A 26,654-nucleotide genomic window follows, 5' to 3' on the forward strand; every position below is an offset into this window, starting at 1 on the left:
GGGCCGATGCGCCTGGCTTTCATCCTCTACAAATACTTTCCTTTCGGCGGTCTGCAGCGCGACTTCATGCGTATCGCACTTGAGTGTCAGAGCCGCGGTCACAGCATCCGCGTGTACACGCCGATCTGGGAAGGCGAAATACCTGAGGGTTTCGAGGTGGTCGTGGTGCCGGTCAAGGCGCTGTTCAATCATCACCGCAACGAAAAGCTCACCGCCTGGGTTCAGGCGGATCTGCGTCAGCGTCCGGTTGATCGCGTGGTGGGTTTCAACAAGATGCCTGGGCTGGATGTGTACTACGCCGCCGACGGCTGTTTCGAAGACAAGGCGCAGACCTTGCGCAACCCGCTGTATCGCCGCTGGGGCCGTTACAAGCATTTCGCCGAATACGAACGTGCGGTGTTCGCGCCCGAATCGAAAACCGAGATCCTGATGATCTCGGAGGTGCAGCAGCCGTTGTTCGTCAAGCACTACGCTACGCCGGCCGAGCGCTTCCATCTACTGCCGCCGGGCATTTCCCAGGATCGTCGAGCACCGGCCAACGCTGCCGAGATACGCGCTGAGTTCCGTCGCGAGTTCAAACTGGTCGATGACGATCTGCTGCTGGTGCAGATCGGCTCCGGCTTCAAGACCAAAGGGCTGGATCGCAGCCTCAAGGCGCTGGCTGCGCTGCCGCCTGAGTTGAAGAAGCGTGCCCGGCTGATCGTCATCGGTCAGGACGACCCCAAGCCCTTCCTGATGCAGATCACCGCGCTCGGGATCGGCGATCACGTGCAGATCTTCAAGGGACGCAGCGACATACCGCGCTTCTTGCTGGGCGCTGATCTGTTGATTCACCCTGCGTACAACGAAAATACCGGTACCGTGCTGCTTGAGGCGCTGGTAGCGGGTTTGCCGGTGCTGGTGACCGATGTCTGTGGCTACGCCCACTACATCAGGGATGCCGATGTTGGTCGCGTGGTGCCTAGTCCATTTGAGCAGGCCACGCTGAACTGCACACTCGCCCAGATGCTGGCAGACGCCGAAGGTCGTGCAGCCTGGCAACGCAACGGCTTGGCATTCGCCGGCAGCGCTGATTTGTACAGCATGCCGCAGCGTGCCGCTGATGTGATTCTGGCGCCGCGCCCGTGATGAGGAGTGTCCAGCCATGAATCTGTTTCTCGAACAGCCATTCGCCACGCTGTGGCAGGGCAAGGATGCCTTCCAGGAAGTCGAGCGCCTGCAAGGCCAGGTCTACCGGGAGCTCGAGGCGCGCCGCACGCTGCGCACCGAAGTCGACGGCAAAGGCTACTTCGTGAAGATTCACCGCGGGGTGGGTTGGGGCGAAATCCTCAAGAACCTGTCCACCGCACGTTTGCCGGTGCTCGGTGCTGGTCAGGAATGGAAAGCGATCCAGCGCCTGACCGAGGCCGGTGTGCCGACCATGACCGCCGTGGCTTACGGCGAGCGCGGCAGTAACCCGGCGCAACAGCATTCCTTCATCGTCACCGAAGAACTGGCGCCGACCGTCGATCTGGAGCAACTGACGGTCAATTGGCGTGACCAGCCGCCACAGCCAGCATTCAAGCGTGCGCTGATTCGCCGTGTGGCTGAAATGACCGGGCGCATGCATGCTGCCGGCGTGAACCACCGCGACTGCTACATCTGTCATTTCATGCTGCACACCGACAAGCCGTTCGACGCCGCTGATTTCCGCCTGTCGGTGATCGACCTGCACCGCGCCCAGATACGTCCTGCCGTACCGCGGCGCTGGCGCGACAAGGATCTGGCCGGGCTGTACTTTTCGGCGCTGAATATCGGCCTTACACAACGCGACTTTTTGCGCTTCCTCAAGGCTTACTTCGCTGCTGCCGGCAGCGCGCGTTCGCTGCGCCAGATTCTGAAGGATGAGGCCGCACTGTTGGCCTGGCTGCAAGGCAAAGCCGAACGCTTGCTGTCGCGCTATGCGCGCAAGTACGAAACAGGGGCAAGCCATGAGTGAGTGGCGCGTTACCGCTCTGGCGACCCCAGAGGCTGCCAGGGCCTTTGCCAGCCTGGATGCCGTATTCGCCCTGCAGGGCGAGCCGATTACCCGTGACCCACTGTCGGACGTGATCCGCGTGGAGTTCGACGGGCTGCGCTATTACGTCAAGCGTTACCACGGCGCGGGCAAAGGCGCTCGCCGCTTCGTCGGCAGGCCGCGGGTCAAGGCCGAGTGGCAGAACCTCAAGCATTTCGCCGCCTGGGGCGTTCCCACTGCGCCGATTGCCGCCTACGGCCTTGAGCGCAAGGGCACCGCCTTTGATCGGGGCGCGTTGATCACTCAGGAGTTGGCCGACACCATGGATATGTGGCGCCTTGCTGACAGCAACGATGCGCGCCTACGTGATCGTGCCTGGGTCGAGGATGTCAGCTGCCAGTTGGCCAAGGCCACGCGCACTCTGCATGACCACCACTTCGCGCACAATGATCTGAAGTGGCGCAACCTGTTGGTCGACGAGCACCGCCGCCTGTATTTCATCGACTGCCCGACTGGAGCATTCTGGTGGGGGCCGTTTCTGCGCAGGCGTATCGTCAAGGATCTGGCCTGCCTGGATAAGGTCGCCAAATATCACCTGTCACGTACTCAGCGGCTGCGTTTTTACCTGCAGTACCGGCGTCGCGAGCGATTGAACGACAGTGATAAGCATCGTATCGGCCAAATCGTCCGCTATTTCGAGGGAAGAGAATGAAGGACTTCATCGACAGCGAGGATCGCTCGCTGCTCGAACGCCACAATCTGGCCAGTTTCGAGGCGCTGTGGGCGCTCGAGCTGCATGCAGTGGACGAGCCTAACAAGGCGCCCCGTGGCGGCTGGAGTTCGGTGTACCGGCTCGACCTGGATGGTCATGGCTACTACCTGAAACGTCAGAGCAACTACCTGACCCGCAGCCTGGAGCGCCCATTGGGCGAGCCGACGTTAGCGCGTGAATTCCGCAGCATCCGCCGCTACAGCCGCCTGGGCATCCCGGCCATGAGTGCGTCGTTCTATGCCGAGCGGCGTGTCGCAGGCGAGCGCCGGGCCATTCTGCTGACCCGGGCGTTGGACGGCTGGCAGGATCTCGACAGCTGGCTACCCGGCTGGACGGCACTCGCTGCCGAACAGCGCCTGGCAATCGTCAGCGCCTGCGGTGCACTGGCCCGCCAGGTACATGACAAAGGGCAATTGCATGGCTGCTTCTACCCCAAGCATATCTTCCTGCAACCCAGTGTTGACGGCTTTTCTGCTCAACTGATCGACCTGGAAAAGACGCGCCCGCTGTTTTTCGGCGAGCGTGACCGGATCAAGGATCTTGAACCGCTGTTGCGCCGCGCCAATCCCTGGAGTGAAGAAGATACGGTCGCGTTCCTGGCCGCCTACCTGGGCAGTGAACAGAGCGTGCATCATTGGCTGCAGCGCCTGACGGCGCGCTTCAAGGACAAGGCTCAGCGCGCATGAAACTGGCCTCTCTGACCGATGTGGGGCGTAGCCCCGAACTGCCGCTGCTGATCGAGGCACCGGCAGAGCAATCTCTCGAGCTGCACAGCCTGCTGCGTGTGCTGCCAGGCCAACGCTATGTGGGCAGAGCGCAGTGGCAAGGGCGTGCGGTGCTGGCCAAGTTGCTGGTCGGCAGCAAGGCCGAGCGGCATTACGCCCGTGAGCTGCAGGGCGCCCAGTTGCTGGCGGAGCAGGGGCTGTGTACACCGCCCCTGATTGAGCATGGCTCAATCTCCGGGGAGGGTGGCTGGCTGCTGTTCGAGTTCCTCGAGAACGCTCGCAGCTTGGCCGACGACTGGCAGGCGGTGGCCGATCAGCCCTGGTTGAGTGACGCTCAGCAGCAGGTGCTGGGCGAAGCCCTGGCGGTGATCGCCGAACTGCACCGCAAGGGACTCTGGCAGGATGATCTGCATCTGGACAATCTGCTGCGCCAGGATGGCCGCCTTTATCTGATCGATGGCGGTGGCATCCGCGCTGAAACTCCCGGGCAACCGCTGTCGCGCGATAAGGTGTTGGCCAATCTCGGGCTGTTCTTCGCGCAGCTTCCCGGGGCCGTCGACAGTTTTGTCGAAGAGCTGCTGGTGCATTACCTGCTGGTCAATGGCGAGCATGCGCTGCCGCTGGAGGCACTGCTCAAGGCCGTGACCAAGGCGCGAGCGACGCGCATGCAGGCGTACATGGCCAAGATCGAGCGTGAGTGCACGGCCTTTCGGGCCTCCAGCAGCGCCTCGCGCCTGCAGGTGGTGCGGCGGGAAGACGATGCACTGCTGGCGCCATTGCTGGCCGATCCGGACGCGGCAATTGCCGCTGGGCAGCCGCTCAAACTGGGCGGCTCGTCTACTGTGGCCCGGGTCGAGCAAGCTGGCCGACAGTTGGTTATCAAACGCTACAACATCAAGAGCTTCGGGCACTGGCTGAGGCGTTTCTGGCGGCCCAGTCGTGCCTGGCACAGCTGGTGCGAAGGCAATCGCCTGGATTTTCTAGGCATCGCCACGCCCAAGTCGCTGGCCGTGCTCGAGCGTCGTACTCTGTGGCTGCGCCGTCAGGCTTATCTGATTACCGAACACACGCCGGGTGTGGATATAATTGCTCGTTTCGCGCCCTACCAGGCAGACGAGTTGCCGCCCGAGGCGGATCTGCAGGCGCTTGAGACCTTGTTCGCGGCATTGCTGCGTGAGCGCATCAGCCATGGTGACTTCAAGGGCAACAACATCCTGTGGCAGGCTGGCCGCTGGGCGCTGATTGATCTGGATGCCATGCAGCATCACGGCAGCACCAGCAGTTTCAAGGCCGCCTATGCCCGGGATCGTGCGCGCCTGTTGCGCAACTGGTCGGCAGAAAGCGCCTTGTATCAGGAGCTGGATCGGCGTTTACCGATTATCACCTGAGCCCGCCCCAGGCGGGCTTGGCGAAACCAAACAATCGCGCCTGTCGACGTTCGGCAAGCGCACTAAGAGGCTTTATCCGTGGCATTGACGATTCTTGGCCTTTCCGGCGCCCTCAGCCATGATCCATCCGCTGCGCTGTACATCGACGGCAAGTTGATCGCGGCTGCCGAAGAAGAGCGCTTTGTGCGCGACAAGCACGCGAAGAACCGCATGCCCTACGAGTCGGCCAAGTTCTGCCTGGAGCAGGCTGGCATTAAGCCCTCGGACGTCGACGTAGTGGCGATTCCCTTCGCCCCGATCAGCCTGTTCGGTAAAGAGCGCTGGCACTACGCCAAGCGCTACTGGTACGCACCGGATCGCGCGTTCGACGCGATCCTCATGGGCAACCGTCGCTACAAGCGCTACCGCAAGAAAATCGTCTGGTGCCTGGAACAACTCGGTTTCGACGCCAAAAAGATCAAGATCGAGCCGGTCGAGCATCACCTGGCGCATGCCGCCAGCGCCTATCACTGCTCGGGCTTTACCGAGAAGACCGCCATCCTCGGTATCGATGGCAAGGGCGAGTACGCCACCACCTTCTTCGGTTATGGCGAGAACGGCCGCATCCACAAGATCAAGGAATTCTACGACCCGGATTCCCTTGGTGGCCTGTATGGCGCGATTACCGAATTCCTCGGCTTCGAGATGCTCGACGGTGAATTCAAGGTCATGGGCATGGCGCCCTATGGCGATGCCAGCAAATACGATTTCTCCCGCCTGGCCAAGTTCGAGAACGGCGAACTGGTGATCAACACCGACTACGCCAACGTCATCGGCCTGCGTCGCTACAAGGAAAAGGGCAAGGGCTTCTACTTCTCGCCCAAGCTGATCGAGTGGCTGGGGCCCAAGCGTGAAGGCGATATCGCCGACGATCCCTACATCCACTATGCCGCCAGCATGCAAGCGCTGTTCGAGAAGCTGGCGCTGGAGATGATGGATTACTACCTGGGCGACATCATCCGCGAAACCGGCAAGATCGCTTTTGCTGGCGGCTGTGCGCTGAACGTCAAGCTCAACCAGAAGATTATCGCTCGTCCCGAGGTCAAGGAGCTGTTCGTACAGCCAGCCTCCGGCGACGCCGGTACTTCGGTCGGTGCCGCTGCTTACGTCTCCCACAAGCGCGGAGTACCGGTCGAGAAGATGGAGCACGTCTACCTCGGCCCGGCCTACTCGAACGAAGACGTCATCGCGGCCTGCGCACGCCACCCGAACGCGCCGAAATGGCAGCAGATCGACGACATGCCGCAGCGCATCGCGCAGATCATGGTCGACGGCAATCCCGTGGCCTGGTTCCAGGGCCGCATGGAGTTCGGTCCGCGTGCCCTTGGTGGCCGCTCCATCATCGGCTGCCCAAGCATCCCAGGCGTCGCCAACCGCATCAACGAACAGATCAAGTTCCGCGAGCGCTGGAGACCCTTCTGCCCATCGATGCTCGACACCGTCGCCGAGCAGATGCTCAAGGTCGATCACCCGAGCCCGTTCATGACCTTCACCTTCGAGGTCAACGATGAATGGAAAGAGCGCGTCAGCGAAGTCGTCCACGAAGACGGCACCTCCCGCGCTCAGGTTCTCAAGCGCGAATACAACCCGCGCTGGTACGACCTGATGCTGGAACTGGAAAAGCTCACCGGTAACGGCGTGTCCCTGAACACTTCGCTGAACCGCCGTGGCGAACCGATGATCTGCTCACCCACCGACGCCCTGAACATGTTCTTCGGCTCGGATCTGCAATACCTGATCATGGAAGATATTCTGGTGGTGAAGGAATAAGGCCGGCAGTGAGTGCAGATAATGCGGCTTTAGCTGGGCAAGCTCACCTCGAACGCTCGGACTGCTGTGTTGCTGTAGTGCCGTCGTTGGGGTTGGGCGATAGCCTGATTTATGTGCTCATTGCCAGTAATTTGGCGCGCGCTGGTTTCAGGGTGACTATGGTCAGTAATCACCTAGCTCATCTTGCGCAGTGGCTGCCTGGGCTGGAGATCATTTCCTTCCCCGACTCCAGTGCCGTGCAGTCACTACATGAATCCTATGATGTAGTGATTTCTGACTGCGGAGGGGTGATAGCCATTACGTCGCAGCCTGCTGAGTGGCTGGCCGAACGCTTTGTCTTTGTCGGCGCTTTGCGTGTTGCCCCTGACTATGTTGTCGATCATTTTGAGAGAATTGCGTCGACGCACGGCTTGGAGAAAGCGGTAGTTTTGCAAAAACTGGCGTCTTGCGCTGGGCGTTTGCGCGTCTTGGACGATGATAGTGCGACGATGGTTGAGCAAGCAGTAGCGTTCTGCAAGACCAAACTGGAGTTGCCGGATGCGTCAGCGGACATCGGATTTTGCATTCCAGGTCAACTGCAAACGCAACGTTACTCCACACGCGTCGTATTGCATGCGTCTTCGTACAACAAAAAGAAGAACTGGTCTTATAAGAAGTACCTGAGCTTGGCGCGTAGGCTGAAATTACTGGGCTATGAGCCTGAGTTTGTTCTGTCTCCAAAAGAACGGGCAGAGTGGGCACCTCTTTTTGAAGAGGAGTTTCCAGTACCCTTCTTGGCTGATGCAAAGGAGCTGGCCGCATACCTTTGCGAGTCCGGATACGTGATAGGTAATGACTCAGGTATTGGCCACCTGGCATCCGCTTTAGGTGTGCCGGTATTGACCATTTACCGTAAAAGGCGAGATGGCTTTTGTTGGCGCCCAGGCTGGGGAAATAATATCGTTGTCCGCCCAAGCCTTTCAATTGGTGCGGCCAGGCGGTTCTGGTCGTTTTTTTTAAGTGTGCGTCGTGTGGAGCGGGCCTTCCAGGTTCTGGTCTCCCAAGCCGGAGCTACCCAGTGAGTGCACGAGTCATTTCAATATGTATTCGCTTGGCATGTTCGCAATGCTGAACATGCCAGCTAGAGGCGGTCTTGAATGAGCAGTTCTGAGCCTTGGGTTCTACAAATCTGCCATGGCTACGATGGGCCTTTTTTGGATTGCGCTCGCCAGTACGCCAGCCTGTTTACAGGCACTCGCTATAAGGTAATGACTGTCTACTTGTCGGGGATAGCTAATACCGATGTCGAGGCGGGTTCCGCCTCCGATGAAGTGGTATTTCTCGGTTATGGCTCACGCGATATGCGCGGTCTCAAGTTAGGCGTCATCCGAGATATTCGCCGCCTAGTTGGTTCACATAATTTCAAACTCTGCATCGCTCATCGTTTTAAGCCTACTTATGTCGCTTGTTTGGCCACCCGGTTACCAGTAATTGGCATAAACCACGCCTTCGGTGTTTATCAGCGTCGCTTTCGAAGGTTCTTCGCCAATGCCTTTCGCAAACGACTGACGCTGCTCGGTGTTTCCAATGCTGTGCGTGACGACATCAGATCATGCCTGCCCGCCTGGCCTGGGACGCGTATAGAGACGCTCTATAACCGTATAGATACTGAGGCAGTACAGGCTTTGCAAGTCAGCCGCGAGGAATCTCGTGAGTTTCTCGGATTACCGCAGGATGCCTGGGTGGTCGGTAACGTCGGCAGGCTACATCCAGACAAGGATCAAGCCACTCTCATTCGCGGCTTTGCCAGAGCTTTACCAAGGCTTCCTAGTAAAAGTCAGTTGGCAATCATGGGGTGTGGCAAGTTAGAGGCGGATCTGAAGGCACTCGCAGCCGAGCTAGGTGTGAGTGCTTCTATTAAGTTTCTTGGCCAAGTACCACAAGGGCGACGCTATTTTAAGGCGTTCGACATATTCGCTTTGAGTTCTGACCACGAACCATTTGGCATGGTATTACTGGAGGCTATGGCGGCAGGGGTTCCGGTTGTATGCAGTGATTGTGGTGGTGGGCGTGAGGTGGTTAGCGGCGTAGGTGATCTATTTCCATTTGGAGATCACAGGAAGCTTGCTTTGATACTGGTTGAGCTTGCCGCGCAGGAGGGTATAGCGGGACTTAAATATGCTGAGGCACTTACGCGCTTTGATGATGCTGCCGCCCGGAACCGGTTTGGTGAGTTATTTCTGAAAAATATGCATGGTTGAGTGTTGGGATTTATATGGCGGCTTCAGAATGTGCGAAATTCAAAAAAACTAAAGTAGGGCATTTTGAGTTTTTTATTGCGCCGGGCAAGGAAGCTACTCACAAGCGTGTTAAAGAATTCTTGGTTGAGTATGTTGCTGATTTTCCGGCGTTTGGAATTGCCGACGCGGAGCGTGCGGTTTACCTACTAAAAAACGAAGATGCTGTATTCAAGTACAGAAAATTTGGGCGTTGGAGTGTTAGGTTTCGCAATGGATTAAGAGTAAAACGGTCGGGAAAGAATTGCTTGGCTGATGAGTTTTCAAATCTTGCTAAGCTAACAAGCAGTGATTTAACTCCCGCTGTATATGGTTATGCCCACAGGCGAACGTTTGGCTTTTTATTTGAAGAGCTGCTGGTGGTCGAGTATTTTTCAGGGAGTTGTACGCTCGATGCTCTTTTACAGCGAGATAGGTCTATCGCTGGTGATATATTACTGCGCGTCTTTGAGTTGTTTTCTCGGATGCTTGATCAGGGATTTGTTCACCTAGATTCGCATCCAAATAATATTATTGTCACAGCAGACGGTGATCTAAAGTTTATTGACTTTGAAGGGTGCTCTTTCGATGTCACTGATAGACTCTTCTGTCTAGCATTCTGTATAGGGCGATTTTATCGTTTTTGGTTTGAAAAATATATGCAGGAGGATGTTTACGATGCCGCGGTGTCTGGTTTAGTTACAAAGCATGATGCGTTGTCAGCAGAAAGATTTTTTGCGGTATATGCCAGATTCAAGTCGGAGAAGGTGTCGCGGAAATTATGCTATCAATATTTCTATAAAAGAAAAGTGCGCGAAGATTTTATCTCCAGTTGCCTGAAGATGTATCGTGCGAGATAGGTTCGCTCCGTCCGCTTTTCCAGGTTTAGGGGTTTTAATGTGAGTGATTGGTTCGCGCTCGATGGTGTTTTATGTATCAGTCTTGTTGAGCGAGAGGATCGGCGTGAAAGGTTGCTGGAACAATTTTCTCGTTTGTCTCTAACCGTAGAGTTCGTGCTAGCCGAACGCGACCCTTTGGATCCACAGCGGGGTTGCTTTCAGTCGCATCAACGTTGCGCTCAAATGCTGCTTGATCGTGGCTGGCGGCGTGCTCTTATTTTGGAAGATGACGTGTTGTTCTATGAGGTAAAGTCAGGGCAGGTCGATCGCATAAACTGTTATCTGGATCGGCATAATCCTCCTGTCTTGTATATGGGGTTGATACTGGGAAAGCTATGGCCAATATGGCGAAAAGGTATTGTTGGTTGTCGGGCATTGGGAACCCATGCTTACGTACTTGGCAGTGACGCTGCCCAGCATGTGATATCTCAGCAATACTGTAATCAGGGTATTGATACTTTTCTTAAGCGTCGCTTTCCGGGGCGGGCCGCTTATCCAATGCTATGCCAACAGCAGCCCGAATCAATCTGCAAAAGTGATCTGGACTGTGGTCGTGATCCTGGATTCGTTAAGGATGAAGGTTTCTGGCAAAGAAACAAAAACAGGCAGCATGTTGAATGGTGGAAAAATCTAATAATGCTACTGACTCCGAAAAGCTGGAGCTGATGTCCCTTTTAAGCGCCGTGTGCGCTTAAATCTCATGTCTCGAGGGCAGTTAAACTGCATCATGAGTTATAAGGGAAGTGGTTGTTCCGATTTTACCCGAGTTTTATGTCTTGCGTTTTTGTAATCGAGGCGGCAGAGTGAAAGTTGCGATTGTTTATTTTGGGATTCCTAGAAATACGGCGATGTGTTATCCCTCTATTGAGCAGCATATATATGCTCAGTTGCCAGCTGATTTTAGTGTCGAATCCTTTTATCATTTTTATGACCAGCAGGACGTAATCAACCCTCGTTCGGGTGAGCACGGCGTGCTGTCTAAAGAGAATTATGAGCCGTTTTCCTGGATGGATGGCGAACTAGAGTTGCCGGGCATCTGCCTCGCTCGCTGGGGTACCGATGAGTTAAAAGCTCGAGGAGACGTATGGAAAGATGAGTACAGATCTTTTTCCAATCTGATTCATCAGCTAAATTCATTATATAGAGTCACCTCGCGAGTTGAGGCCTATGGGCCTGATGTCGTGATTTTTTTAAGGCCGGATTTGCTCTATTTAGATCCAATCCCTGTTTTTGCCATTCGCGCAGCTGCCAATAAATCGAAAGCTGTTTATATTCCAAATTGGCAGTGGTGGAATGGGCTGAATGATCGCTTCGCGATATGTGGTCGACAAGCCTATTTACCATATGGGAAGCGTATCGAGCGAGCGCTTGAGTATTGCCAGCGCTCAGGGCGTGCTCTTCATGCAGAGCGCCTGCTGCGATTTGTCATGGCAGACTCTGGGGCTCTTTTACATACGTTAGACGTACGTGCTGCTCGGGTCAGAATCGGCGGGGAAATAGTCGACGAGACTTTTTCATCGACGCGCTCAATGGGGCGCCGAGAAAATCGTTATGCTCATATGATAGCCTCCATACGAAGTAGATCAGATAAGATTGTTGTCGAAGCGAAAGAATGGTGGAGGCCATGAAGGTTCTTTTGTTGGTTCAGGCGGAACAAAGAATAATACTCGATCGGCTATATGAAGGTATTGCTGCTCACTGCGAGTGTGATATCCGTAGACTGTCAAGTGACGAGCAGGACAGCCTCAAGAAGTACTTTGCGCGTCATGTTGATGTGCATAGATATGATCGAATTGTTTTTTTTCTGAGGTTCAAGAAAGAAATACGCCAGGTCTCTTTTATAAGAACAATTCCTAACGTGGTTTTCCTGGAGCATGATGCTTATCAGAACTATATCCCAGGAAAGTATAAGGGTGTTTTTTCGAAGCACTATCGGCATCTACCATGGGCTCGGGTCTTAAGCTCTGGGTTTGGAGTGGCCAGTCGCCTGCAGAGCGAAGGCGTGGATGCTGTATTTGTCCCTAAAGGCTACGACCACAGTTTATTGACCAATGCACAGGGTGAACGTGATATCGAATTGGCATTCGTGGGCAGCACCAAAAGTGGTGCTTATCATGGCCGTAAGGAGATGCTCGGGGCCCTGTCGCGTCTTGAACCTCTTCAGGTCATGCGCACGAGCTCTGGTAGTGAATACGTACAGACCCTGAATCGAATACGCTTTTTTGCCAGTGCTGATGTCGGGATGGGTGAATATATGATCAAGAATTTTGAAGCGATGGCCTGTGGCTGTATCTTGTTTACCTATGATCAAGGTGCCCAAGAGAATCAGGCTTTAGGCTTCGTTGATATGCAGAATGTTGTGCTGTATCGGTCGGTAGAGGAGTTTCGAGAAAAGCTAAAACGTTTGCGAACTGACTCGGTTCTGGCAAGTCGTATTGCTGAACAGGGATGCGACTTGGCTGAGCGTCGGTTTCGCTTTTTCGATTTAGGCAGGCAGATCGTTCTGGCGATGCAGGCCCCACTGCGCAAGGCTCAATACGAGCGGCGCTGGGGGAAAATCAGAGGTTTTCTTGGAGTTTGAAGGTGCCCAGCATTCGTTTTGTGATCCCCTATTTTGGTCGATGGCCTTTCTGGTTCGATTTTTTTCTCGAGAGCTGCCGCCGTAACCCGAGTATTGACTGGTTGTTGTATACGGATTGCGCTATCCCTGAAGATCCCCCTCCTAATGTCCGCTTCATCAGCATGACATTTTCTGATTACTGTGAGCTGGTTTCGGGGCGTTTGAGCATTAGTTTTAAGCCTGATAGCCCTTACAAACTGTGTGATATCAAGCCTGCGATTGGTGCCGTTCATGCCGAAGATTTGGAGGGGTACGATTTTTGGGCCTTCGGTGATATAGACGTGATTTATGGCGATCTACGCCGTTACTTCACATCCGACCGACTACAAAGTAAGGATCTATTTTCGACACATAGTCGAAGAATTTCTGGGCATTTATGTGTGCTGCGCAATACCGCTCTCATGCGGGATGCTTTTCGGCAGATTCCCAACTGGCAGCGTCGTTACGAGGATCAAGCTCACCAAGCGCTCGACGAAGGGGCCTTCAGTCGTATTTTCGTTCGACACAAGAATTGGCCGGAACCGCTGCGTGCATTTGCTGCACGCTTTAACGATTGGAGCCAGCGCAGCGAGTTTGTCGAGTCGCACAGCACGTATACCCTTCATGCGGATGGACGCCGCGTTGTGGCTGATAGCTGGTTCCTGAACGATGGTCGGTTGAGTAATAGCGAGCAGGGGGACGAAGAGTTGCCCTATCTGCACTTCATGATGTGGAAGAACAAACAGTGGAAGGATTTACCGGCTGATGTGTTGATCGGCCCACCGGGATTACACCTTGAAAAATCCTGGCAGGTAGGCCCCCGTGGCTGGCGAGGTCTCGAATGAAAGCAGCCGAGATGCCACTCGTCTCAGTCATCGTCCCCTGCTACAACTATGCCTCCTATATTGGCGATGCTTTGCGCAGTGTGCTGGAGCAGGACTACGCTAACTTCGAACTGATCGTCGTCGATGACGGTTCCAGTGATGACAGCGTGCAAGTCATCGAGCGCAGCCTGCAGGTCCTCCAGCCAGCCAGTCAGGTGCAGCGTGTCGAATTCGTTAGGCAGGAGAATCAGGGCGTCAGCGCAGCATTGAACACCGGCCTGGCATTGGCTCAGGGTGCTTACGTAGCGACCTTCGACGCCGACGATGTGATGCCCGCTGGTCGCCTAGCTCTACAGGCTGCTTATCTGCACGAACACCCGGAGGTAGGTTGTCTTGGTGGCGTGGCGATCCGTATAGATGAACTGGGTGAACTGCTTCCGAAGAAAGACAAGAAGCGCAGGGTGCGGCGTTATGATTTCTATCAGACTTTGGCTTTGGCTTTGGTTGTCGGCGGCAACATCGCAGTGTACCGGCGTGACGTGATGCTGGCCGTGGGTGGCTATGACCCCGCGATCAAGATTCAGGACTTCCAGATGACGCTGAAAATCGCCCATGCTGGCTACTATGTGGATATTCTTCCCGATGTCGTTACTCTATATCGCAAGCACCCAGACAGCCTGTCGAAGAATTACAAATCTGAATACGACTACGGCCTGCAGGTTATCCAAGCTTACAGGGAACATTCTGCATACGCATCAGGCAAAGCCCGGTTGATAACCAAAGCTCTGCGTATGGCGGTTACGGATGACAAAAAGTATGCGTGGAGCCTACTTCGGCAAGTGCCTCTTCGCGACTGGGATCGCCAACTCCTGAAGCGGGTCAGGCATCTTCTATTGAAAAAGAGTCATACCGCAGGGAAACCACATGCTTGAGTCGTCGCTTCATCCGCAAGTCAGCCTTAATGGTGCTCCTGTTTCCATTGATGTCGTGATATTGAGCTTCGCCAAGAATGAAGAGCTTCGCTCTATGACCGAGCATTGTCTTAGTACTTTGCTTGCGTCTGAAGATCCTGTTTCGATTGTTTTTCGCGTGATCGTGGTTGAGTCCAACCATATCGCGCCCGTATATGATTTCGAGTCTGTGGAGACGGTCTATCTGCCGCCACCGTTTAATTATCACCGCTACATGAATCACGGTATCTCCAAAGGGGATAGCCCGTTTGTCGCGATTTGCAATAACGACCTGAGCTTTCATCCCGGATGGGCTACTAGCCTGCTTAAGGCCTTTTCTGCTGATGAAAGATTGTACAGCGCCAGCCCAATTTGCTCGTTGCACCATCCACGCAATGGATTCGATCTGGACAGTGGAATCCATCATGGTTACGACGTACTGAGGGAAATATCCGGCTGGTGCCTGGTGTTCAGGCGAGAAATGCTCGATATCACTGGCATGCTAGATGAGCGCTTCTATTTTTGGTACGCGGACAACGATTACGCTCGAACGCTTAAAGAAAAAGGGCTTCTCCACGGTCTGGTGACTAGTTCAGTGGTTGATCATCTGGACAGTCGAACCCTCAAGACCCACAGCACCCTGCGCCAATGGCTGATGACAAAAAGGTCGCAGTATGTTTTTGAAAGAAAATGGTCAGGGAAAAGTGACTACTATTTTTTTCGAAAGTACGTGAAGTTATATATGAAAGTCCCGTTATACTTGCTGGGGATAAAGAAAATAAGAAGTTAATGGTTCGGCTTTCTTAGTTTGCATTGGAGTGCTGTGCTGGAGTGCGTTGCTATCGCAATTTTGCTACTCGGTTTGTATAGAGGTTTTCATGGACTATGAGCTGATAGATTTTCGAGTTATGGGAGATGAAACAGGCTCTTTAGTAGCAATAGAGGGCAAGGTGAATATCCCTTTCGACGTGAAGCGTGTCTATTATATTTATGGTACTACTTCAAATGCGGTCAGGGGCAGGCACGCGCATCGTAATTTGCAGCAATTAATATTTTGTCCTGTCGGTAGTTGTGAGTTCACTCTTGATGATGGGCGGGAGCGTAAGACGGTAAGGCTTCAGAGTCCTAGTCAAGGCCTATACTTGAAAGGTAGTTTGTGGCGTGAGTTTTCTGGATTCTCCCATGACTGTGTTGTGATGGTCTTGGCTTCGAGTGTGTATGATGAAAGTGACTATATTAGAAATTACGAAGAATTCTTGAGTGAGGTTGCACCATGATTCATCCACTTTCTGATGTTCAATCTAATCATATAGGCGTGGGCACAAAGATTTGGCAGTTTTGTGTGGTTCTGGAAGGTGCCGTTGTTGGTGAGAACTGCAATATATGTTCGCATTGCTTTATTGAGGGTGGTGCGCAGATTGGCAATAATGTAACTATTAAGTGCGGCGTTCAGGTTTGGACTGGTGTTAAAATAGAAGATGATGTTTTTGTTGGTTCCAAATGTTACGTTTTGCAACGATAAGTACCCGCGTTCGCAAAATAAAGATTGGCAGTTGGACGGTGTGCTCGTTGGGCGAGGGGCTTCTATAGGCGCTAATGCGACTATTCTACCAGGCGTTTCCATAGGAGAGAATGCTCTGATAGGAGCGGGTGCCATCGTTACGAAAAATGTTGAGCCCGGTCAAGTCGTTAAAGGAAAACACTAGGCGTTCTGGTCGGTATCAGGATAATTAAAGGCTGCGTATGATTAAGTTTCTAGATTTGCACAGGCTCAACGAGCAGTATTCAGCCGAGATTAATGAGCGGATTAGTCAGGTGCTCAGTAGCGGCTGGTATCTCCAAGGCAAACAGAACGAGTTATTTTCGGATAGTTTTTCAAATTTCTGTGGTAGCTCACATGCGCTAGGTGTGGCTAATGGCCTGGATGCACTGAGCCTTATTTTAACTGCGTATGGTTTTGGCACGGGTGACGAAATTATTGTTCCAGCTAATACCTATATCGCCTCTATTCTTGCTGTTTCGCAATGCGGCTGCATTCCGGTTCTAGTCGAGCCGGATATTAATACTTATAATATTGACCTTGAATTGATTGAGGAGAAAATCACCTCAAATACCAAGGCAATAATGGTAGTGCACTTGTATGGTCAGGCTGTTCAGATGGATCGAATCTGGGCGCTCGCTGAAAAGTACGGCTTGAAAGTCATTGAGGATGCAGCCCAGGCTCATGGAGCCTTCTATAAGAACCGCCGTGTAGGCGCATTGGGTGATGCCGCTGGCTTCTCGTTCTACCCAGGTAAAAACTTGGGGGCCATGGGGGACGCGGGCGGAATTACCACCGATGATCACGCTCTTTTTCAGCGAGTTAAGGCAATGGCGAATTATGGCTCTGACTATAAGTACAATCATATTTATAAAGGAGTTAACTCTAGGCTGGATGAACTTCAGGCGGGAGTCTTGGATGTCAAACTAAAGTATTTAGATAGGGATAACGTTAGGCGTAGGGAAGTTTCAAGGTATTATCGTGATAATATAAGTAATGGTTCTATTATATTGCCCGCGGCTTATGAAGAAGCTGCGCATGTGTGGCACGTTTTTGTCGTTCGTACTGAACGGCGGAATGAGTTCAAATCTTACTTAGAACTAAATGGGGTTCAGACCAATATTCATTATCCTACTCCTCCTCATAAGCAACGTGCGTATGAAGAATGGAATGATATGTCGCTACCAGTAACAGAGAAAATCCATCGAGAAGTAGTTTCGTTGCCTATTAGCCCTGTCATGGGCGATGATGAAGTTATGCGTGTCGTGGAGGTCGTGAATGAGTGGCGTTGAGGGGCGATTGCTGTCTATATGCTGTTTGGGCTATTGCCATGCGCGTTATCTTTCGGATGCTATCGGGTCAATACGTGATATCGGCTATGATAGAGTAGAGGTTGTGGTTGTTGATGATGGGTCTAGTGATAATAGTGTTGCCTTGTTAGAGGAACTCTCCAGCACTGTTCCATTTAGAATGACCGTTGTTGCGCAGAGTAATACTGGTAATATTGGTTTAAATTTTAATAATGCATACAAGCGGTCGGTTGGAGGCTTGGTGGCATTTATATCGCTGGATGATGTTTATAACCCCTCGATTATGCTAAAGCAGATCGAGATGATGAATGCTGATCCCGATCTAGCCTTCATTGCCTCATCGAAAACCGTCAGCATTGATAATGATGGATACGTAACAACCAAGGCAGCTCAGCTGCCGCTGTATAGTCAGCAAGTGGCGAGTGTTGATGACCTGTTGGAGCTGGAGTATTCGGAGCTCGGGTCTTTCTACATCCAGAGCGCAGTTTTTCGCAGGGAAGTTATTGATGCCGTCGGTGCTTTCGATGAAGACATGACCGGTGATGATATCGTTTTGAGGACAAAGATTTTGCGATATCTGCAAGATAATCCCAGTTACCGATTCGAGATTCTTAGGGATAATTCCTTTTTTTACAGGCTGCACGGAAGTAACGTGCATAGGAACTTCCCAAGGCAGGTGAGAATTGTAACTGAGTATCTTGGTCGGTATTGGGCGGAGCGCAGAAATCCAAAGCTCTTGGTTGATTGGGCTTGCGCCTATGTCTCTGATAACCGATTCGATGATTGTGTCGAGTTGTTTTCAATGAATGGGCGTGCAGCAGCTCTTTTATCTGAAGATAGAATACGACTGTGCCTTCGAAAGTCTCTAGCCGGGGAAGTTGGTTTTTTTAGGCAGTTTCAGCGCATGGTCTATAGTCGAGTCAAGCTTGGTGAGGGTAAAAGGAAAGTTACCTTCTTAGGAATCTTTGGTTTTGAATATTCAAAAGTGAGAAAAAAGCCAGCTTCAAACCGGCGAGAAGACTCAATTCATCACACGGATTATAAGTGAGCTCCGCGGTATCGTACGGTTGAATTTTTGGGGCTGATTTACTAGTCTATTTTATATTTGCTCAATTGAGTTCTGAGTTGGCGAGGTTTAGGTCATATGGTGCCTTAGGAGAGAGACACTGCCCTATGGTAGACTCGCGCCCCTGTTTACCAGATGGGCATCCCGATGTCTGACACCCCCGCTCGCCCCCCCAGCTGTCCAGCTTCAAGCTCTACATGCGTCTGTTGAGCTACATGAAACGTTACTGGTTCATGTTTGGCGTCAGTATGATCGGCTACGTCATCTTCGCTTCAACACAGCCGATGATGGCAGGCCTGCTCAAGTATTTCGTCGACGGCCTCGCAGCGCCGGATGCCGGGGCGGTGGATCTGCCTCTGCTGGGCAGCATGCAGCTTCTCTATGGCGTGCCGCTGGCCTTGCTGCTGATCACCGTGTGGCAAGGGCTGGGGTCTTTTCTGGGCGGTTACTATCTGGCACGGGTCTCCCTGGGGCTTGTGCAGGATCTGCGTATCGCACTGTTCAATAACCTGCTGACCCTGCCCAACCGCTACTTCGACAACCACGCCACGGGCTATCTGATATCGCGGATTACCTACAACGTGGGCTCTGTTACCGGCGCGGCAACCGATGCCCTCAAAGTGATGGTTCGCGAAGGCCTTACGGTAATATTCCTGTTCGGCTATCTGCTGTGGATGAACTGGAAGCTGACAATGGTGATGGTGGCAATTCTGCCGCTAATCGCCCTGATGGTGAAAAGCGCCAGCAAGAAATTCCGCAGTCAGAGCCGCAAGATCCAGAGTGCCATGGGCGAGTTGACCCATGTTTCTTCTGAGACCATTCAGAACTACCGGGTGGTTCGCAGTTTCGGTGGCGAGCGCTACGAGCGTGAGCGCTTTCTCGAGGCCAGCGAGGACAGTACTCGCAAGCAATTGCGTATGACCCGTACTGGCGCGATCTATACGCCGTCGTTGCAGTTCGTCAACTATGCCGCCATGGCATTTCTGATGTTCCTGGTGCTTCTCCTGCGCGGTGATGCCAGCGTCGGCGACCTAGTGGCCTACATCACTGCGGCCGGTCTGCTACCCAAGCCGATTCGCCAGCTTTCAGAGGTCAGCTCGACGATTCAGAAGGGGCTAGCGGGCGCAGAAAGTATCTTTGAACAATTGGATGAAACTCCTGAGCCGGATTCGGGGATCGTCGAAAAAGATCGTGTTCAGGGTGCCCTTGAAGTTCGTCAGCTGAATTTCGTTTATCCGGGAACCGACAAAGCCGTTCTGAGTGACATCAATTTCACCGTCGAACCTGGACAAATGGTCGCCCTGGTGGGGCGATCAGGCAGCGGCAAGTCTACGCTGGCCAATCTCATCCCACGTTTCTATCAACATGGCGAAGGGCAGATCCTGCTCGACGGGACGCCAGTAGAAGACTATCGCGTCGAGAATCTGCGCAAGCACATCGCTCTGGTGACACAGCAGGTGTCGCTGTTCAATGACACCGTGTTCAACAACATCGCTTATGGTGATCTGCGCCAATTACCGCGTGAGCAGGTCGAGGAAGCCGCTCGGTCGGCTTATGCCAGCGAGTTCATCGAGCGTTTGCCAAAGGGTTTTGACACAGTGGTCGGTGAGAATGGTGTGATGCTTTCCGGCGGGCAGCGACAGCGTCTAGCGATTGCTCGTGCCCTGTTGAAGAGCGCGCCACTGTTGATCCTCGATGAGGCGACCTCTGCTCTGGATACCGAATCTGAACGTTATATCCAAAGTGCTTTGGATCGGGTCATGGAGGGGCGAACTACGTTGGTGATTGCGCATCGTTTGTCCACCATAGAGAAGGCCGATCTGATTTTGGTCATGGATCAGGGACGGATCGTAGAGCGTGGCAGTCATGAGTCTTTGCTGGCGGCGAATGGTTACTATGCCCGCCTGCATGCCATGGGGCTGGACGATGAACAAAAGGATGCTCAGGGTGAGCCTTCAGTCCAGAGTGACCTTTGAGATAAATGCTTTAGTACTGGCGTGCCAGGCTGGTAATGGGGTGCGATGGAATGCCAACGCCTGAAAAACTGATCACTGTCGTTATCCCTGCGTACAACTATGCATTCGTATTGCCGCGTGCTGTGGCATCCGTGGCGACGCAATTGCACGATGTCGATGCGGAGTTGCTGGTAATCGATGATGGTTCCACTGATGACACGCCTAGTGTCTTGGCCGAGCTTCGAGCTGCCCATGGTGATTGCTTCACCACGATTCGTAAGGAAAATGGTGGCTTGGCTTCAGTCAGGAACTATGCGATCGCGCACTCTGGTGGGCAATATCTGGTTTTTCTCGATGCCGATGATGAGATGTTGCCGGGGGCGCTGGCCGCGCTAAGCGCTCACATCGCTGCACAGCCCCACAGCAGGATGGTCATTGCCGGCCATCACTCCGTTGCAGTTGGTGGCAGGCGCTCTGTGCACGCCGCAGCGCCTCTGCCAGCTACGGCTGAGGCACGTTTGCATGCATATCTGTTCGACAAGACGTTATCGCTTTGCAACGGAGCATGCGCGATGCACCGCGAGGTTTTCGCGGCAGGGCTTTATCCTGAGCAGTTCCGCAGTACAGAGGACATACCTGTCTTCGTTCAGGTTCTTGCACGTTTTCCCTGTACGACGCTTGATGTCCCTATGGCCGTTATTCACAAGCATCCTGCGAGCATGCGGCGAAATCTTGAGTTTGCCCGTCAGACTGGGTTGGCTCTGGTGGACGAGGTGTTTTCAGCGCAGCGGATGCCCGAACGTTTCCAGGGACTTCGGCGACGCTATTACGCTCAGCGCTGTCTTTCCCTATTTCGGGTTTTCAGCGGCGCTGGGTGCAATAAAGAGGCCATGTTTTTTTACCGCAAGGCGCTCAAAACAGACCCTGGAGTGATATTACGCTGGACATATACCCGTAAGGCTCTGCGTATTTTGCTGGGCAGAAGGGGCGGGGAGCGGCGTTCGTGACACAGCCCTTGAAAGTCTTGCAGTTGCAGAACCGCTATAACGTCAGTGCCGCTGATCTTGCTGAGCAGATCATCAAGTCCTTGCCGCGCGAGCGTTATGACGTCACCACCGCATTTCTGCGCGGCCGGCCGAGGCCGGGTGAGCCGGAAAGTTGTGCCGCGCGAACCGTCTATTTCGAATTCAGCCAGGCGGCGACCAAAGGTTTGCGTTTGCGGGCGCTCTGGGCGTTATACAAACACTGTCGTAGTAATCACTACGACATCGTGATCGGGCACCGCTTCAAACCGATCAACATGCTCATGTTGCTCAACCTGTTCTTGAGGGTGCCCGCATGCATCGGCGTGCTTCATGGCCTGGGTGAGTACGACCGCCGTTACCGACGCTGGGAAATGCGACGTTTGCTGACCAAGGCTTGGCGGTTCGTTGGTGTATCCCGCGCGGTGAGAGACGATTTGCTGCACTCCCATTGTGGTTTGACCACCGACAATACCGTGCAGATAAACAATGCCATTGATATCGATCGAGCCGAACAAATGCAGCTTGATCGTGTGCACGCCCGTGCTCGCCTGGGATTGGGTGGCGAGGATGTGGTTGTCGGCACTATCGGCCGCCTCGTTCCGGTCAAGGGGCATATCTATCTGGTTCAGGCGTTCGCGCGCTTGCAGCACGAATTTCCCCTGGCGCGTCTCTTGATAATCGGCGACGGCCGATCCCGCAAGGAGCTTGAGGCGTGTATCAGTGAGCATGGCATGCACGGTCGTGTGTTGCTGCCGGGCACGCTGGATGATGCTTTGCAATATGTGAAGGCTTTCGATGCTTTCGTCATGCCTTCATTGAGTGAGGGCTTGCCATTGGCATTGCTTGAAGGGATGAGCGGGGTGCTTCCGGTATTGGGGTCGTCAATCGATAGCCTGAGGCCCATTCTGCAGGACAGCGGCGGACTCACCTTCGAACCTGCAGATGTGCTGACATTGGCTCAGCAGCTGCGGGCGATGCTTGAAATGTCCAGTAGCGAGCGTGAGGCTCTGGGCCAGCAGGCATACGCATACCTGCGTCGAGCACATGCTGTGGAAGATTTTCGTGATCAGTACCGGCGTCTGATAGGAAGTCTGCTGGCAGAGCAGGTAGCTTCCGGGTAACGGAGGTCTTTGTTAATGCGGGCCCATGTGGGCATGGTCTTATGATGGAGTGGGTGTGGTGTCGCCGAATAGTTTTACAAGTCTTCAGTCCGTCTGGTTCAAGCAGCCGCTGATCCTGCTGCCGGGATTGCTGTGCCTTGTGCTCGGCATAGCGCTGCCTAGTAGCGGGCTTTATTACCAGTTGGTCATCCTTCTGCTTTGGCTGCCGACGCTGTATCTGCTGGTACTCAATAGGCAAGACTGGCGTAGCTGGTTCTCGCCATTGATGGTTGCACTGACCGTTTTTTTTTCTTGGGCGCTGCTCAGCAGTCTGTGGAGTAATGGCGAGGAGCCGGGGCGGGAGATCAAGCATGCTCTGATGATCTACCTGACATTGTTATCGGGTGTGTTGGCTTCCGGTATCGACAAACGTTTTCTGGTGAGGCTTCTGACGTTCAGCTGTTATGCGATGGCGGTTCTGGCAGGCATTTCTCTCTATACCGCCTACATTCACTATGATCTGCCACTCAGCTTTCGTCTGACCAGTTTCTGGCAGTTAAACCACCCCATTCTGGCTGCTCACGTATTCGGTTTCTTTCTAATGGCTTTGCTGTATCTACGCCCAGCCAGACTCGCTCAGCAGGGCGTTTGGTGCCTGGCTCTGCTGCTGCTGGCTGCCTTCATATTATTTACTCAAAGCCGTGGAGTCTGGCTGGCACTTAGTGCAGGGTTGCTGCTGACGGCGGCGATCAAGCGTGAGTGGATCTATACCTTGGCTGTTGTCGCCGGTCTCGCGGTTTGCACGATGGTGTTGATATTCCTGCCTGATATGGTCACCAATCGGGGGCTCTCATATAGGCCCCAGTTGGCTATTGAGGGCTTGGCGATTCTGGCACAGCATCCGCTGGGAGGGTTTGGTCTTGGTGGAGTGTATAGCGTGCCGCTGGCTATCATGAGAAATGAGCCCGATCATCCACACAACCTGTTTCTCAGCGTTGGCCTGGATCTGGGTAGTGTTGGCCTACTGCTTTGGCTCGTTATATGGGCAATGCTGTTCTTGGCCGCATGGCGGCATCGACATCTGGCTTTAGGCGGCGCATTACTGGGGATATGGTGCTTTGCGTCGGTGGCTTTTCTGACCGATGGAGCGGGTATCTGGAGTAAGCCACGTGAGGTCTGGTTTCTAACTTGGATTCCCTTGACGCTCGCGTTGTCGCTAGCGACTACCCCGAAGGTGCGCCAGCAGCCGCTGCCATAGTGACAGCGTGACGTCAGAATGCTCGGTAATCAATGCCAATGCATGGGCGTTTCGGGCGTGGAGGCGTGCCAGGTGCTGCCACAACGCCAGGATTAATACCTCTGCTCCTGCGTGCCGTTGCAGCCAGTCACATAGCTGAGCCATGAGGGGCAGGTAGGTCTCGAGCCTCTCATCCGGCAATGGTTGTTGGTCATGCCAGAGTCGATAGTGGCTGGCGAGCTGCTCGTGGTTGCAGGTAATGTCGGCGGTGGGTAGCCAGGTGTGCAGCAGCTGGCTAAGGCTACCCTGGTTTTCCGCTGCCAGCCGCTGAGAGGCCTGACCGGCATGGACACGGTAAGCGTATAGCGGCTGGTCGATATTGTGCATACGGACTTCTGGAGTTTGCAGCATCATCGACAGGAAAAAGCCGAAGTCTTCGGCGAACCGCAGGCTCTCGTCAAAGCGAATATCGGCAATAGCACTACTGCGTAACATTGCGGCGGGGCCTGGGATGGTGCGTCCGTAAAACAAGTAGTTGGCCTTGAGGCTAGCGTCGTCTGCCGGGTAGACGACAGTTCTCTCTTTGTGGCCGAACGTGCGCAGCGCACATCCGCAAACATCCAGTCGTAGACGCTCCATCGCCGCAAGCTGCTGCTCGAATCGTGCCGGTAGGCTGCGGTCATCGGCATCCATCAGCGCGATATAATCGCCCTTGCAATGTTCAAGGCCCAGATTACGGGCTTTGGATACGCCGCCATTGGCTATGCTGTACAGCTCTATGCGCTGTTCGGCACGAGCGTAGCGCTCCAGAATCTCCAGTGAGTCGTCAGTGGAGCCATCGTTGATGATAACGATCTGATCCGCAGGCCGGTCTTGTTGTAGGAGCGAGTCGATGGCTTGCTCCAGGTACGGAGCAGCGTTGTATACCGGTATCAGCACACTTAACGTGGTCACCTTCAGTCTCGCTCAGTTGCCTGCTTATCGAAGAGTGCGTCAAGACGATTGCGGAAATGAGCAGCGTCTTTCTCCGAGAGGTTTTGTGTATACCCCTTTATAAAAGCAGCCCGATGCGGCTCCAGGCTGCTTATATCCTGTCGGTACCGAAACAGATGCTGGAAGTTACGCGCACGTTTCAGTCGGCCTAGTGAGGTGTCGCCGCAGGTCATATCCGAAATGTCGATCAGGCCAATTTGGCCTGTCTCGTCCTGCACGACATTACCCAGATGCAAGGAGCGGAAATACACACCTTTGTCATGCAATTCTGCGATCAGTGAACCCAGGTCGCGGCACAGCTTTACCTGTTCATTGTTTTGCTGGGCGAGTATCTGGCGCAGCGTGTTGCCAGGGAGGGGCCAGTAGTGAACCGCAGTACGTTCGATACTGCGGATTCGATAAGTCGCGATGATCTCTGGGCAGAGGACGTCGCGTCGTTTCAGTTCTGTGGCGTTGTCGGCGAAGCGCTTGGCATGAGACACCAAGGTGGCTGACGAAATCAGTCGTTTGCGGCGGAACAGTTTGAGAAAACTGCCGTCAATCAACTTGAGGACTTTTTCGCCATTATGGTCGGCCTCGATCACCTCAGCATGCTGGCGCAGGGCGGAAAACTGTTCGTTACTGAGGCGTGACATGCAGATCTACTTATCGGCGTTGAGGGCGTACGGCAGTTTACCTGATGTCGCTAGCGTAAGTAGCTCAGGACGCATGAAGCCTGTTGCAGGTCGCCGCTATGCTAGAATTCTCGACATTTTCAGCGCTCAGTAAAGCCGGAGTTCCCGCATGAAGTTATCCATGCCCCGTTTCGATCAGGCCCCCGTTCTCGTGGTGGGTGATGTCATGCTTGATCGTTATTGGCACGGCGCTACCTCGCGTATTTCGCCTGAGGCCCCGGTGCCGGTGGTCAAGGTCGAGCAGATCGAGGATCGACCGGGCGGTGCGGCCAACGTTGCGCTGAATATCGCTGCATTGGGCGCGCCTGCGGTGCTGGTGGGTGTCACCGGCGAAGACGAGGCGGCGGAAAGCCTGCGTCAGAGTCTCGAAGCCATTGGCGTGAAAACCTATTTCCAGCGCATCGAGAGCCAGCCGACTATCGTCAAGCTGCGGGTCATGAGCCGTCATCAGCAGTTACTGCGCATGGATTTCGAGGAACCGTTCCACACCGACGCCGATGCGCTGGCGCGGCAGGTCGAGCAGTTGCTGGATGAGGTCAAGGTGTTGGTGCTGTCCGATTACGGCAAGGGCGCCCTGCAGAACCATCAGGTGCTGATTCAGGCCGCCCGGGCGCGGGGTATTCCCGTGCTGGCCGACCCGAAGGGCAAGGACTTCTCTATCTATCGCGGCGCCAGCCTGATTACCCCGAACCTCAGCGAGTTTGAGTTGATCGTTGGCCGCTGCGAAGACGAAGCTGAGCTGGTTAACCGTGGTGCGCGTTTGATGCGCGAGCTGGATCTGGGTGCGTTGCTGGTTACCCGTGGCGAGCACGGCATGACCCTGCTGCGCCCTGATCACGGGCCACTGCATCTGCCGGCGCGCGCACGCGAAGTGTTCGACGTGACGGGGGCTGGGGATACAGTAATCTCGACACTGGCAGCCTCTATCGCTGCTGGTGAAGAACTGCCTCAGGCCGTCGCATTGGCCAATCTGGCCGCAGGCATCGTGGTCGGCAAGCTGGGCACGGCGGCGATCAGTACCCCCGAGCTACGTCGTGCGGTGCAGCGTGAACAGGGCTCCGAGCGCGGTGTACTGAGCTTGGAGCAGCTGCTGCTGGCCACTGAAGACGCTCGCGCCCATGGCGAGAAGATCGTGTTTACCAATGGCTGCTTCGACATCCTGCACGCCGGTCATGTGACTTACCTCGAGCAGGCGCGTGCCCAGGGTGATCGTCTGGTGGTCGCGATCAATGACGATGCATCGGTCAGCCGCCTCAAGGGGCCGGGCCGTCCGATCAATGCCGTGGATCGCCGCATGGCTGTGCTGGCCGGCCTCGGCGCCGTGGACTGGGTGGTGAGCTTCAGCGAGGACACGCCCGAACGCCTGCTCAAGCAGGTTCAGCCGGATGTGCTGGTCAAGGGTGGGGACTACGGCATCGAGCAAGTGGTCGGTGCCGACATCGTGCAGGCCTACGGTGGCGAGGTGCGAGTCCTGGGGCTGGTCGAGAACAGCTCGACCACCGCCATCGTCGAGAAGATTCGCAGCCGCTGAGTGCAC

The 26,654-nt window shown here is 54.3% G+C and carries 27 protein-coding genes; 25 read left to right on the forward strand and 2 right to left on the reverse strand.

Annotation, left to right across the window (positions count from 1 at the left end; genetic code table 11):
• Positions 1–6: 6 nt before the first annotated feature.
• From ACZ0AI_RS19395 to ACZ0AI_RS19510, 24 genes are all read left to right on the forward strand, one after another.
• Entirely contained in the window at positions 7–1,128 is a 1,122-nt protein-coding gene (locus ACZ0AI_RS19395) for a glycosyltransferase family 4 protein (RefSeq protein ID WP_463565975.1), read from the forward strand.
• Between the two features lie 16 nt (positions 1,129–1,144).
• On the forward strand, positions 1,145–1,978 hold the full coding sequence (gene rfaP / locus ACZ0AI_RS19400; RefSeq protein WP_463563270.1) for a lipopolysaccharide core heptose(I) kinase RfaP: 834 nt from the start codon (positions 1,145–1,147) through the stop codon (positions 1,976–1,978).
• A complete protein-coding gene (locus tag ACZ0AI_RS19405; protein ID WP_463563271.1) occupies positions 1,971–2,708 on the forward strand; it encodes a lipopolysaccharide kinase InaA family protein in 738 nt (245 codons plus the stop codon). The genes rfaP and ACZ0AI_RS19405 overlap by 8 nt, the downstream gene beginning before the upstream one ends.
• Positions 2,705–3,454, forward strand: a complete 750-nt coding sequence (locus ACZ0AI_RS19410) for a lipopolysaccharide kinase InaA family protein (protein ID WP_463563272.1) — start codon at positions 2,705–2,707, stop codon at positions 3,452–3,454. The genes ACZ0AI_RS19405 and ACZ0AI_RS19410 overlap by 4 nt, the downstream gene beginning before the upstream one ends.
• Positions 3,451–4,881 (forward strand): lipopolysaccharide kinase InaA family protein, encoded by a 1,431-nt coding sequence (locus tag ACZ0AI_RS19415; RefSeq protein ID WP_463563273.1) that lies wholly within the window; start codon positions 3,451–3,453, stop codon positions 4,879–4,881. Before ACZ0AI_RS19410 ends, ACZ0AI_RS19415 begins: the two co-directional genes overlap by 4 nt.
• Before the next feature lie 78 nt (positions 4,882–4,959).
• On the forward strand, positions 4,960–6,690 hold the full coding sequence (locus tag ACZ0AI_RS19420) for a carbamoyltransferase family protein (RefSeq protein ID WP_463563274.1): 1,731 nt from the start codon (positions 4,960–4,962) through the stop codon (positions 6,688–6,690).
• A gap of 8 nt (positions 6,691–6,698) precedes the next feature.
• Positions 6,699–7,751 (forward strand): glycosyltransferase family 9 protein, encoded by a 1,053-nt coding sequence (locus tag ACZ0AI_RS19425; RefSeq protein ID WP_463563275.1) that lies wholly within the window; start codon positions 6,699–6,701, stop codon positions 7,749–7,751.
• 75 nt (positions 7,752–7,826) lie between these two features.
• The gene (locus ACZ0AI_RS19430) at positions 7,827–8,930 is read left to right on the forward strand and encodes a glycosyltransferase (RefSeq protein WP_463563276.1); all 1,104 of its coding nucleotides are present in this window, start codon (positions 7,827–7,829) and stop codon (positions 8,928–8,930) included.
• Positions 8,931–8,944: 14 nt separating this feature from the next.
• Positions 8,945–9,805, forward strand: a complete 861-nt coding sequence (locus tag ACZ0AI_RS19435; protein WP_463563277.1) for an AarF/UbiB family protein — start codon at positions 8,945–8,947, stop codon at positions 9,803–9,805.
• Positions 9,806–9,844: 39 nt separating this feature from the next.
• Positions 9,845–10,510, forward strand: coding sequence for a hypothetical protein (locus ACZ0AI_RS19440; protein WP_463563278.1), 666 nt, complete (start codon positions 9,845–9,847; stop codon positions 10,508–10,510).
• A 137-nt stretch (positions 10,511–10,647) separates the two neighbouring features.
• On the forward strand, positions 10,648–11,472 hold the full coding sequence (locus ACZ0AI_RS19445) for a hypothetical protein (RefSeq protein WP_463563279.1): 825 nt from the start codon (positions 10,648–10,650) through the stop codon (positions 11,470–11,472).
• Complete coding sequence (locus ACZ0AI_RS19450) at positions 11,469–12,425, forward strand: glycosyltransferase family protein (RefSeq protein ID WP_463563280.1); 957 nt, start codon at positions 11,469–11,471, stop codon at positions 12,423–12,425. Before ACZ0AI_RS19445 ends, ACZ0AI_RS19450 begins: the two co-directional genes overlap by 4 nt.
• Complete coding sequence (locus tag ACZ0AI_RS19455; RefSeq protein WP_463563281.1) at positions 12,422–13,288, forward strand: DUF6625 family protein; 867 nt, start codon at positions 12,422–12,424, stop codon at positions 13,286–13,288. The genes ACZ0AI_RS19450 and ACZ0AI_RS19455 overlap by 4 nt, the downstream gene beginning before the upstream one ends.
• The gene (locus tag ACZ0AI_RS19460) at positions 13,285–14,199 is read left to right on the forward strand and encodes a glycosyltransferase family 2 protein (RefSeq protein WP_463563282.1); all 915 of its coding nucleotides are present in this window, start codon (positions 13,285–13,287) and stop codon (positions 14,197–14,199) included. The genes ACZ0AI_RS19455 and ACZ0AI_RS19460 overlap by 4 nt, the downstream gene beginning before the upstream one ends.
• Positions 14,192–15,007 (forward strand): glycosyltransferase family 2 protein, encoded by an 816-nt coding sequence (locus tag ACZ0AI_RS19465; RefSeq protein WP_463563283.1) that lies wholly within the window; start codon positions 14,192–14,194, stop codon positions 15,005–15,007. Before ACZ0AI_RS19460 ends, ACZ0AI_RS19465 begins: the two co-directional genes overlap by 8 nt.
• An 88-nt stretch (positions 15,008–15,095) precedes the next feature.
• Positions 15,096–15,494 (forward strand): sugar 3,4-ketoisomerase, encoded by a 399-nt coding sequence (locus ACZ0AI_RS19470; protein ID WP_463563284.1) that lies wholly within the window; start codon positions 15,096–15,098, stop codon positions 15,492–15,494.
• Complete coding sequence (locus tag ACZ0AI_RS19475; RefSeq protein ID WP_463570069.1) at positions 15,491–15,739, forward strand: LbetaH domain-containing protein; 249 nt, start codon at positions 15,491–15,493, stop codon at positions 15,737–15,739. The genes ACZ0AI_RS19470 and ACZ0AI_RS19475 overlap by 4 nt, the downstream gene beginning before the upstream one ends.
• Positions 15,699–15,923 (forward strand): DapH/DapD/GlmU-related protein, encoded by a 225-nt coding sequence (locus tag ACZ0AI_RS19480; protein ID WP_463570125.1) that lies wholly within the window; start codon positions 15,699–15,701, stop codon positions 15,921–15,923. Before ACZ0AI_RS19475 ends, ACZ0AI_RS19480 begins: the two co-directional genes overlap by 41 nt.
• A 37-nt stretch (positions 15,924–15,960) precedes the next feature.
• Positions 15,961–17,049 carry a DegT/DnrJ/EryC1/StrS family aminotransferase gene (locus ACZ0AI_RS19485; RefSeq protein WP_463563286.1) on the forward strand — a complete coding sequence of 363 codons (1,089 nt, stop codon included), beginning with the start codon at positions 15,961–15,963 and terminating at the stop codon, positions 17,047–17,049.
• A complete protein-coding gene (locus ACZ0AI_RS19490) occupies positions 17,036–18,115 on the forward strand; it encodes a glycosyltransferase (protein ID WP_463563287.1) in 1,080 nt (359 codons plus the stop codon). Before ACZ0AI_RS19485 ends, ACZ0AI_RS19490 begins: the two co-directional genes overlap by 14 nt.
• A gap of 233 nt (positions 18,116–18,348) precedes the next feature.
• Complete coding sequence (msbA, locus tag ACZ0AI_RS19495; RefSeq protein WP_463570071.1) at positions 18,349–20,109, forward strand: lipid A export permease/ATP-binding protein MsbA; 1,761 nt, start codon at positions 18,349–18,351, stop codon at positions 20,107–20,109.
• 50 nt (positions 20,110–20,159) lie between these two features.
• A complete protein-coding gene (locus ACZ0AI_RS19500) occupies positions 20,160–21,095 on the forward strand; it encodes a glycosyltransferase family 2 protein (protein WP_463563289.1) in 936 nt (311 codons plus the stop codon).
• The gene (locus ACZ0AI_RS19505) at positions 21,092–22,234 is read left to right on the forward strand and encodes a glycosyltransferase (protein WP_463563290.1); all 1,143 of its coding nucleotides are present in this window, start codon (positions 21,092–21,094) and stop codon (positions 22,232–22,234) included. The genes ACZ0AI_RS19500 and ACZ0AI_RS19505 overlap by 4 nt, the downstream gene beginning before the upstream one ends.
• A gap of 58 nt (positions 22,235–22,292) precedes the next feature.
• Complete coding sequence (locus ACZ0AI_RS19510) at positions 22,293–23,471, forward strand: O-antigen ligase family protein (RefSeq protein ID WP_463563291.1); 1,179 nt, start codon at positions 22,293–22,295, stop codon at positions 23,469–23,471.
• Here the strand turns inward: ACZ0AI_RS19510 and ACZ0AI_RS19515 are convergent.
• Positions 23,430–24,404: a glycosyltransferase family 2 protein gene (locus ACZ0AI_RS19515; protein ID WP_463563292.1), complete on the reverse strand. Its 975-nt coding sequence runs from the start codon at positions 24,402–24,404 to the stop codon at positions 23,430–23,432. The genes ACZ0AI_RS19510 and ACZ0AI_RS19515 overlap by 42 nt on opposite strands.
• A 2-nt stretch (positions 24,405–24,406) precedes the next feature.
• Entirely contained in the window at positions 24,407–25,078 is a 672-nt protein-coding gene (locus tag ACZ0AI_RS19520; protein ID WP_463563293.1) for a BUD32 family EKC/KEOPS complex subunit, read from the reverse strand.
• 148 nt (positions 25,079–25,226) lie between these two features.
• Between ACZ0AI_RS19520 and hldE the strand changes: the two genes are divergently transcribed.
• Positions 25,227–26,648 (forward strand): bifunctional D-glycero-beta-D-manno-heptose-7-phosphate kinase/D-glycero-beta-D-manno-heptose 1-phosphate adenylyltransferase HldE, encoded by a 1,422-nt coding sequence (hldE, locus tag ACZ0AI_RS19525; protein ID WP_463563294.1) that lies wholly within the window; start codon positions 25,227–25,229, stop codon positions 26,646–26,648.
• Positions 26,649–26,654 lie beyond the last annotated feature (6 nt).

It is taken from the genome of Pseudomonas sp. AC355 (assembly GCF_979258205.1).

Bases quoted from the DNA above. Each gene is read 5' to 3' on its own strand.
- ACZ0AI_RS19395 (WP_463565975.1), top strand. From the start codon at position 7: ATGCGCCTGGCTTTCATCCTCTACAAATACTTTCCTTTCGGCGGTCTG.
- rfaP (WP_463563270.1), top strand. From the start codon at position 1,145: ATGAATCTGTTTCTCGAACAGCCATTCGCCACGCTGTGGCAGGGCAAG.
- ACZ0AI_RS19405 (WP_463563271.1), top strand. From the start codon at position 1,971: ATGAGTGAGTGGCGCGTTACCGCTCTGGCGACCCCAGAGGCTGCCAGG.
- ACZ0AI_RS19410 (WP_463563272.1), top strand. From the start codon at position 2,705: ATGAAGGACTTCATCGACAGCGAGGATCGCTCGCTGCTCGAACGCCAC.
- ACZ0AI_RS19415 (WP_463563273.1), top strand. From the start codon at position 3,451: ATGAAACTGGCCTCTCTGACCGATGTGGGGCGTAGCCCCGAACTGCCG.
- ACZ0AI_RS19430 (WP_463563276.1), top strand. From the start codon at position 7,827: ATGAGCAGTTCTGAGCCTTGGGTTCTACAAATCTGCCATGGCTACGAT.
- ACZ0AI_RS19435 (WP_463563277.1), top strand. From the start codon at position 8,945: ATGGCGGCTTCAGAATGTGCGAAATTCAAAAAAACTAAAGTAGGGCAT.
- ACZ0AI_RS19450 (WP_463563280.1), top strand. From the start codon at position 11,469: ATGAAGGTTCTTTTGTTGGTTCAGGCGGAACAAAGAATAATACTCGAT.
- ACZ0AI_RS19460 (WP_463563282.1), top strand. From the start codon at position 13,285: ATGAAAGCAGCCGAGATGCCACTCGTCTCAGTCATCGTCCCCTGCTAC.
- ACZ0AI_RS19465 (WP_463563283.1), top strand. From the start codon at position 14,192: ATGCTTGAGTCGTCGCTTCATCCGCAAGTCAGCCTTAATGGTGCTCCT.
- ACZ0AI_RS19470 (WP_463563284.1), top strand. From the start codon at position 15,096: ATGGACTATGAGCTGATAGATTTTCGAGTTATGGGAGATGAAACAGGC.
- ACZ0AI_RS19475 (WP_463570069.1), top strand. From the start codon at position 15,491: ATGATTCATCCACTTTCTGATGTTCAATCTAATCATATAGGCGTGGGC.
- ACZ0AI_RS19480 (WP_463570125.1), top strand. From the start codon at position 15,699: ATGTTTTTGTTGGTTCCAAATGTTACGTTTTGCAACGATAAGTACCCG.
- ACZ0AI_RS19485 (WP_463563286.1), top strand. From the start codon at position 15,961: ATGATTAAGTTTCTAGATTTGCACAGGCTCAACGAGCAGTATTCAGCC.
- ACZ0AI_RS19490 (WP_463563287.1), top strand. From the start codon at position 17,036: ATGAGTGGCGTTGAGGGGCGATTGCTGTCTATATGCTGTTTGGGCTAT.
- msbA (WP_463570071.1), top strand. From the start codon at position 18,349: ATGAAACGTTACTGGTTCATGTTTGGCGTCAGTATGATCGGCTACGTC.
- ACZ0AI_RS19500 (WP_463563289.1), top strand. From the start codon at position 20,160: ATGCCAACGCCTGAAAAACTGATCACTGTCGTTATCCCTGCGTACAAC.
- ACZ0AI_RS19520 (WP_463563293.1), bottom strand. From the start codon at position 25,078: ATGTCACGCCTCAGTAACGAACAGTTTTCCGCCCTGCGCCAGCATGCT.
- hldE (WP_463563294.1), top strand. From the start codon at position 25,227: ATGAAGTTATCCATGCCCCGTTTCGATCAGGCCCCCGTTCTCGTGGTG.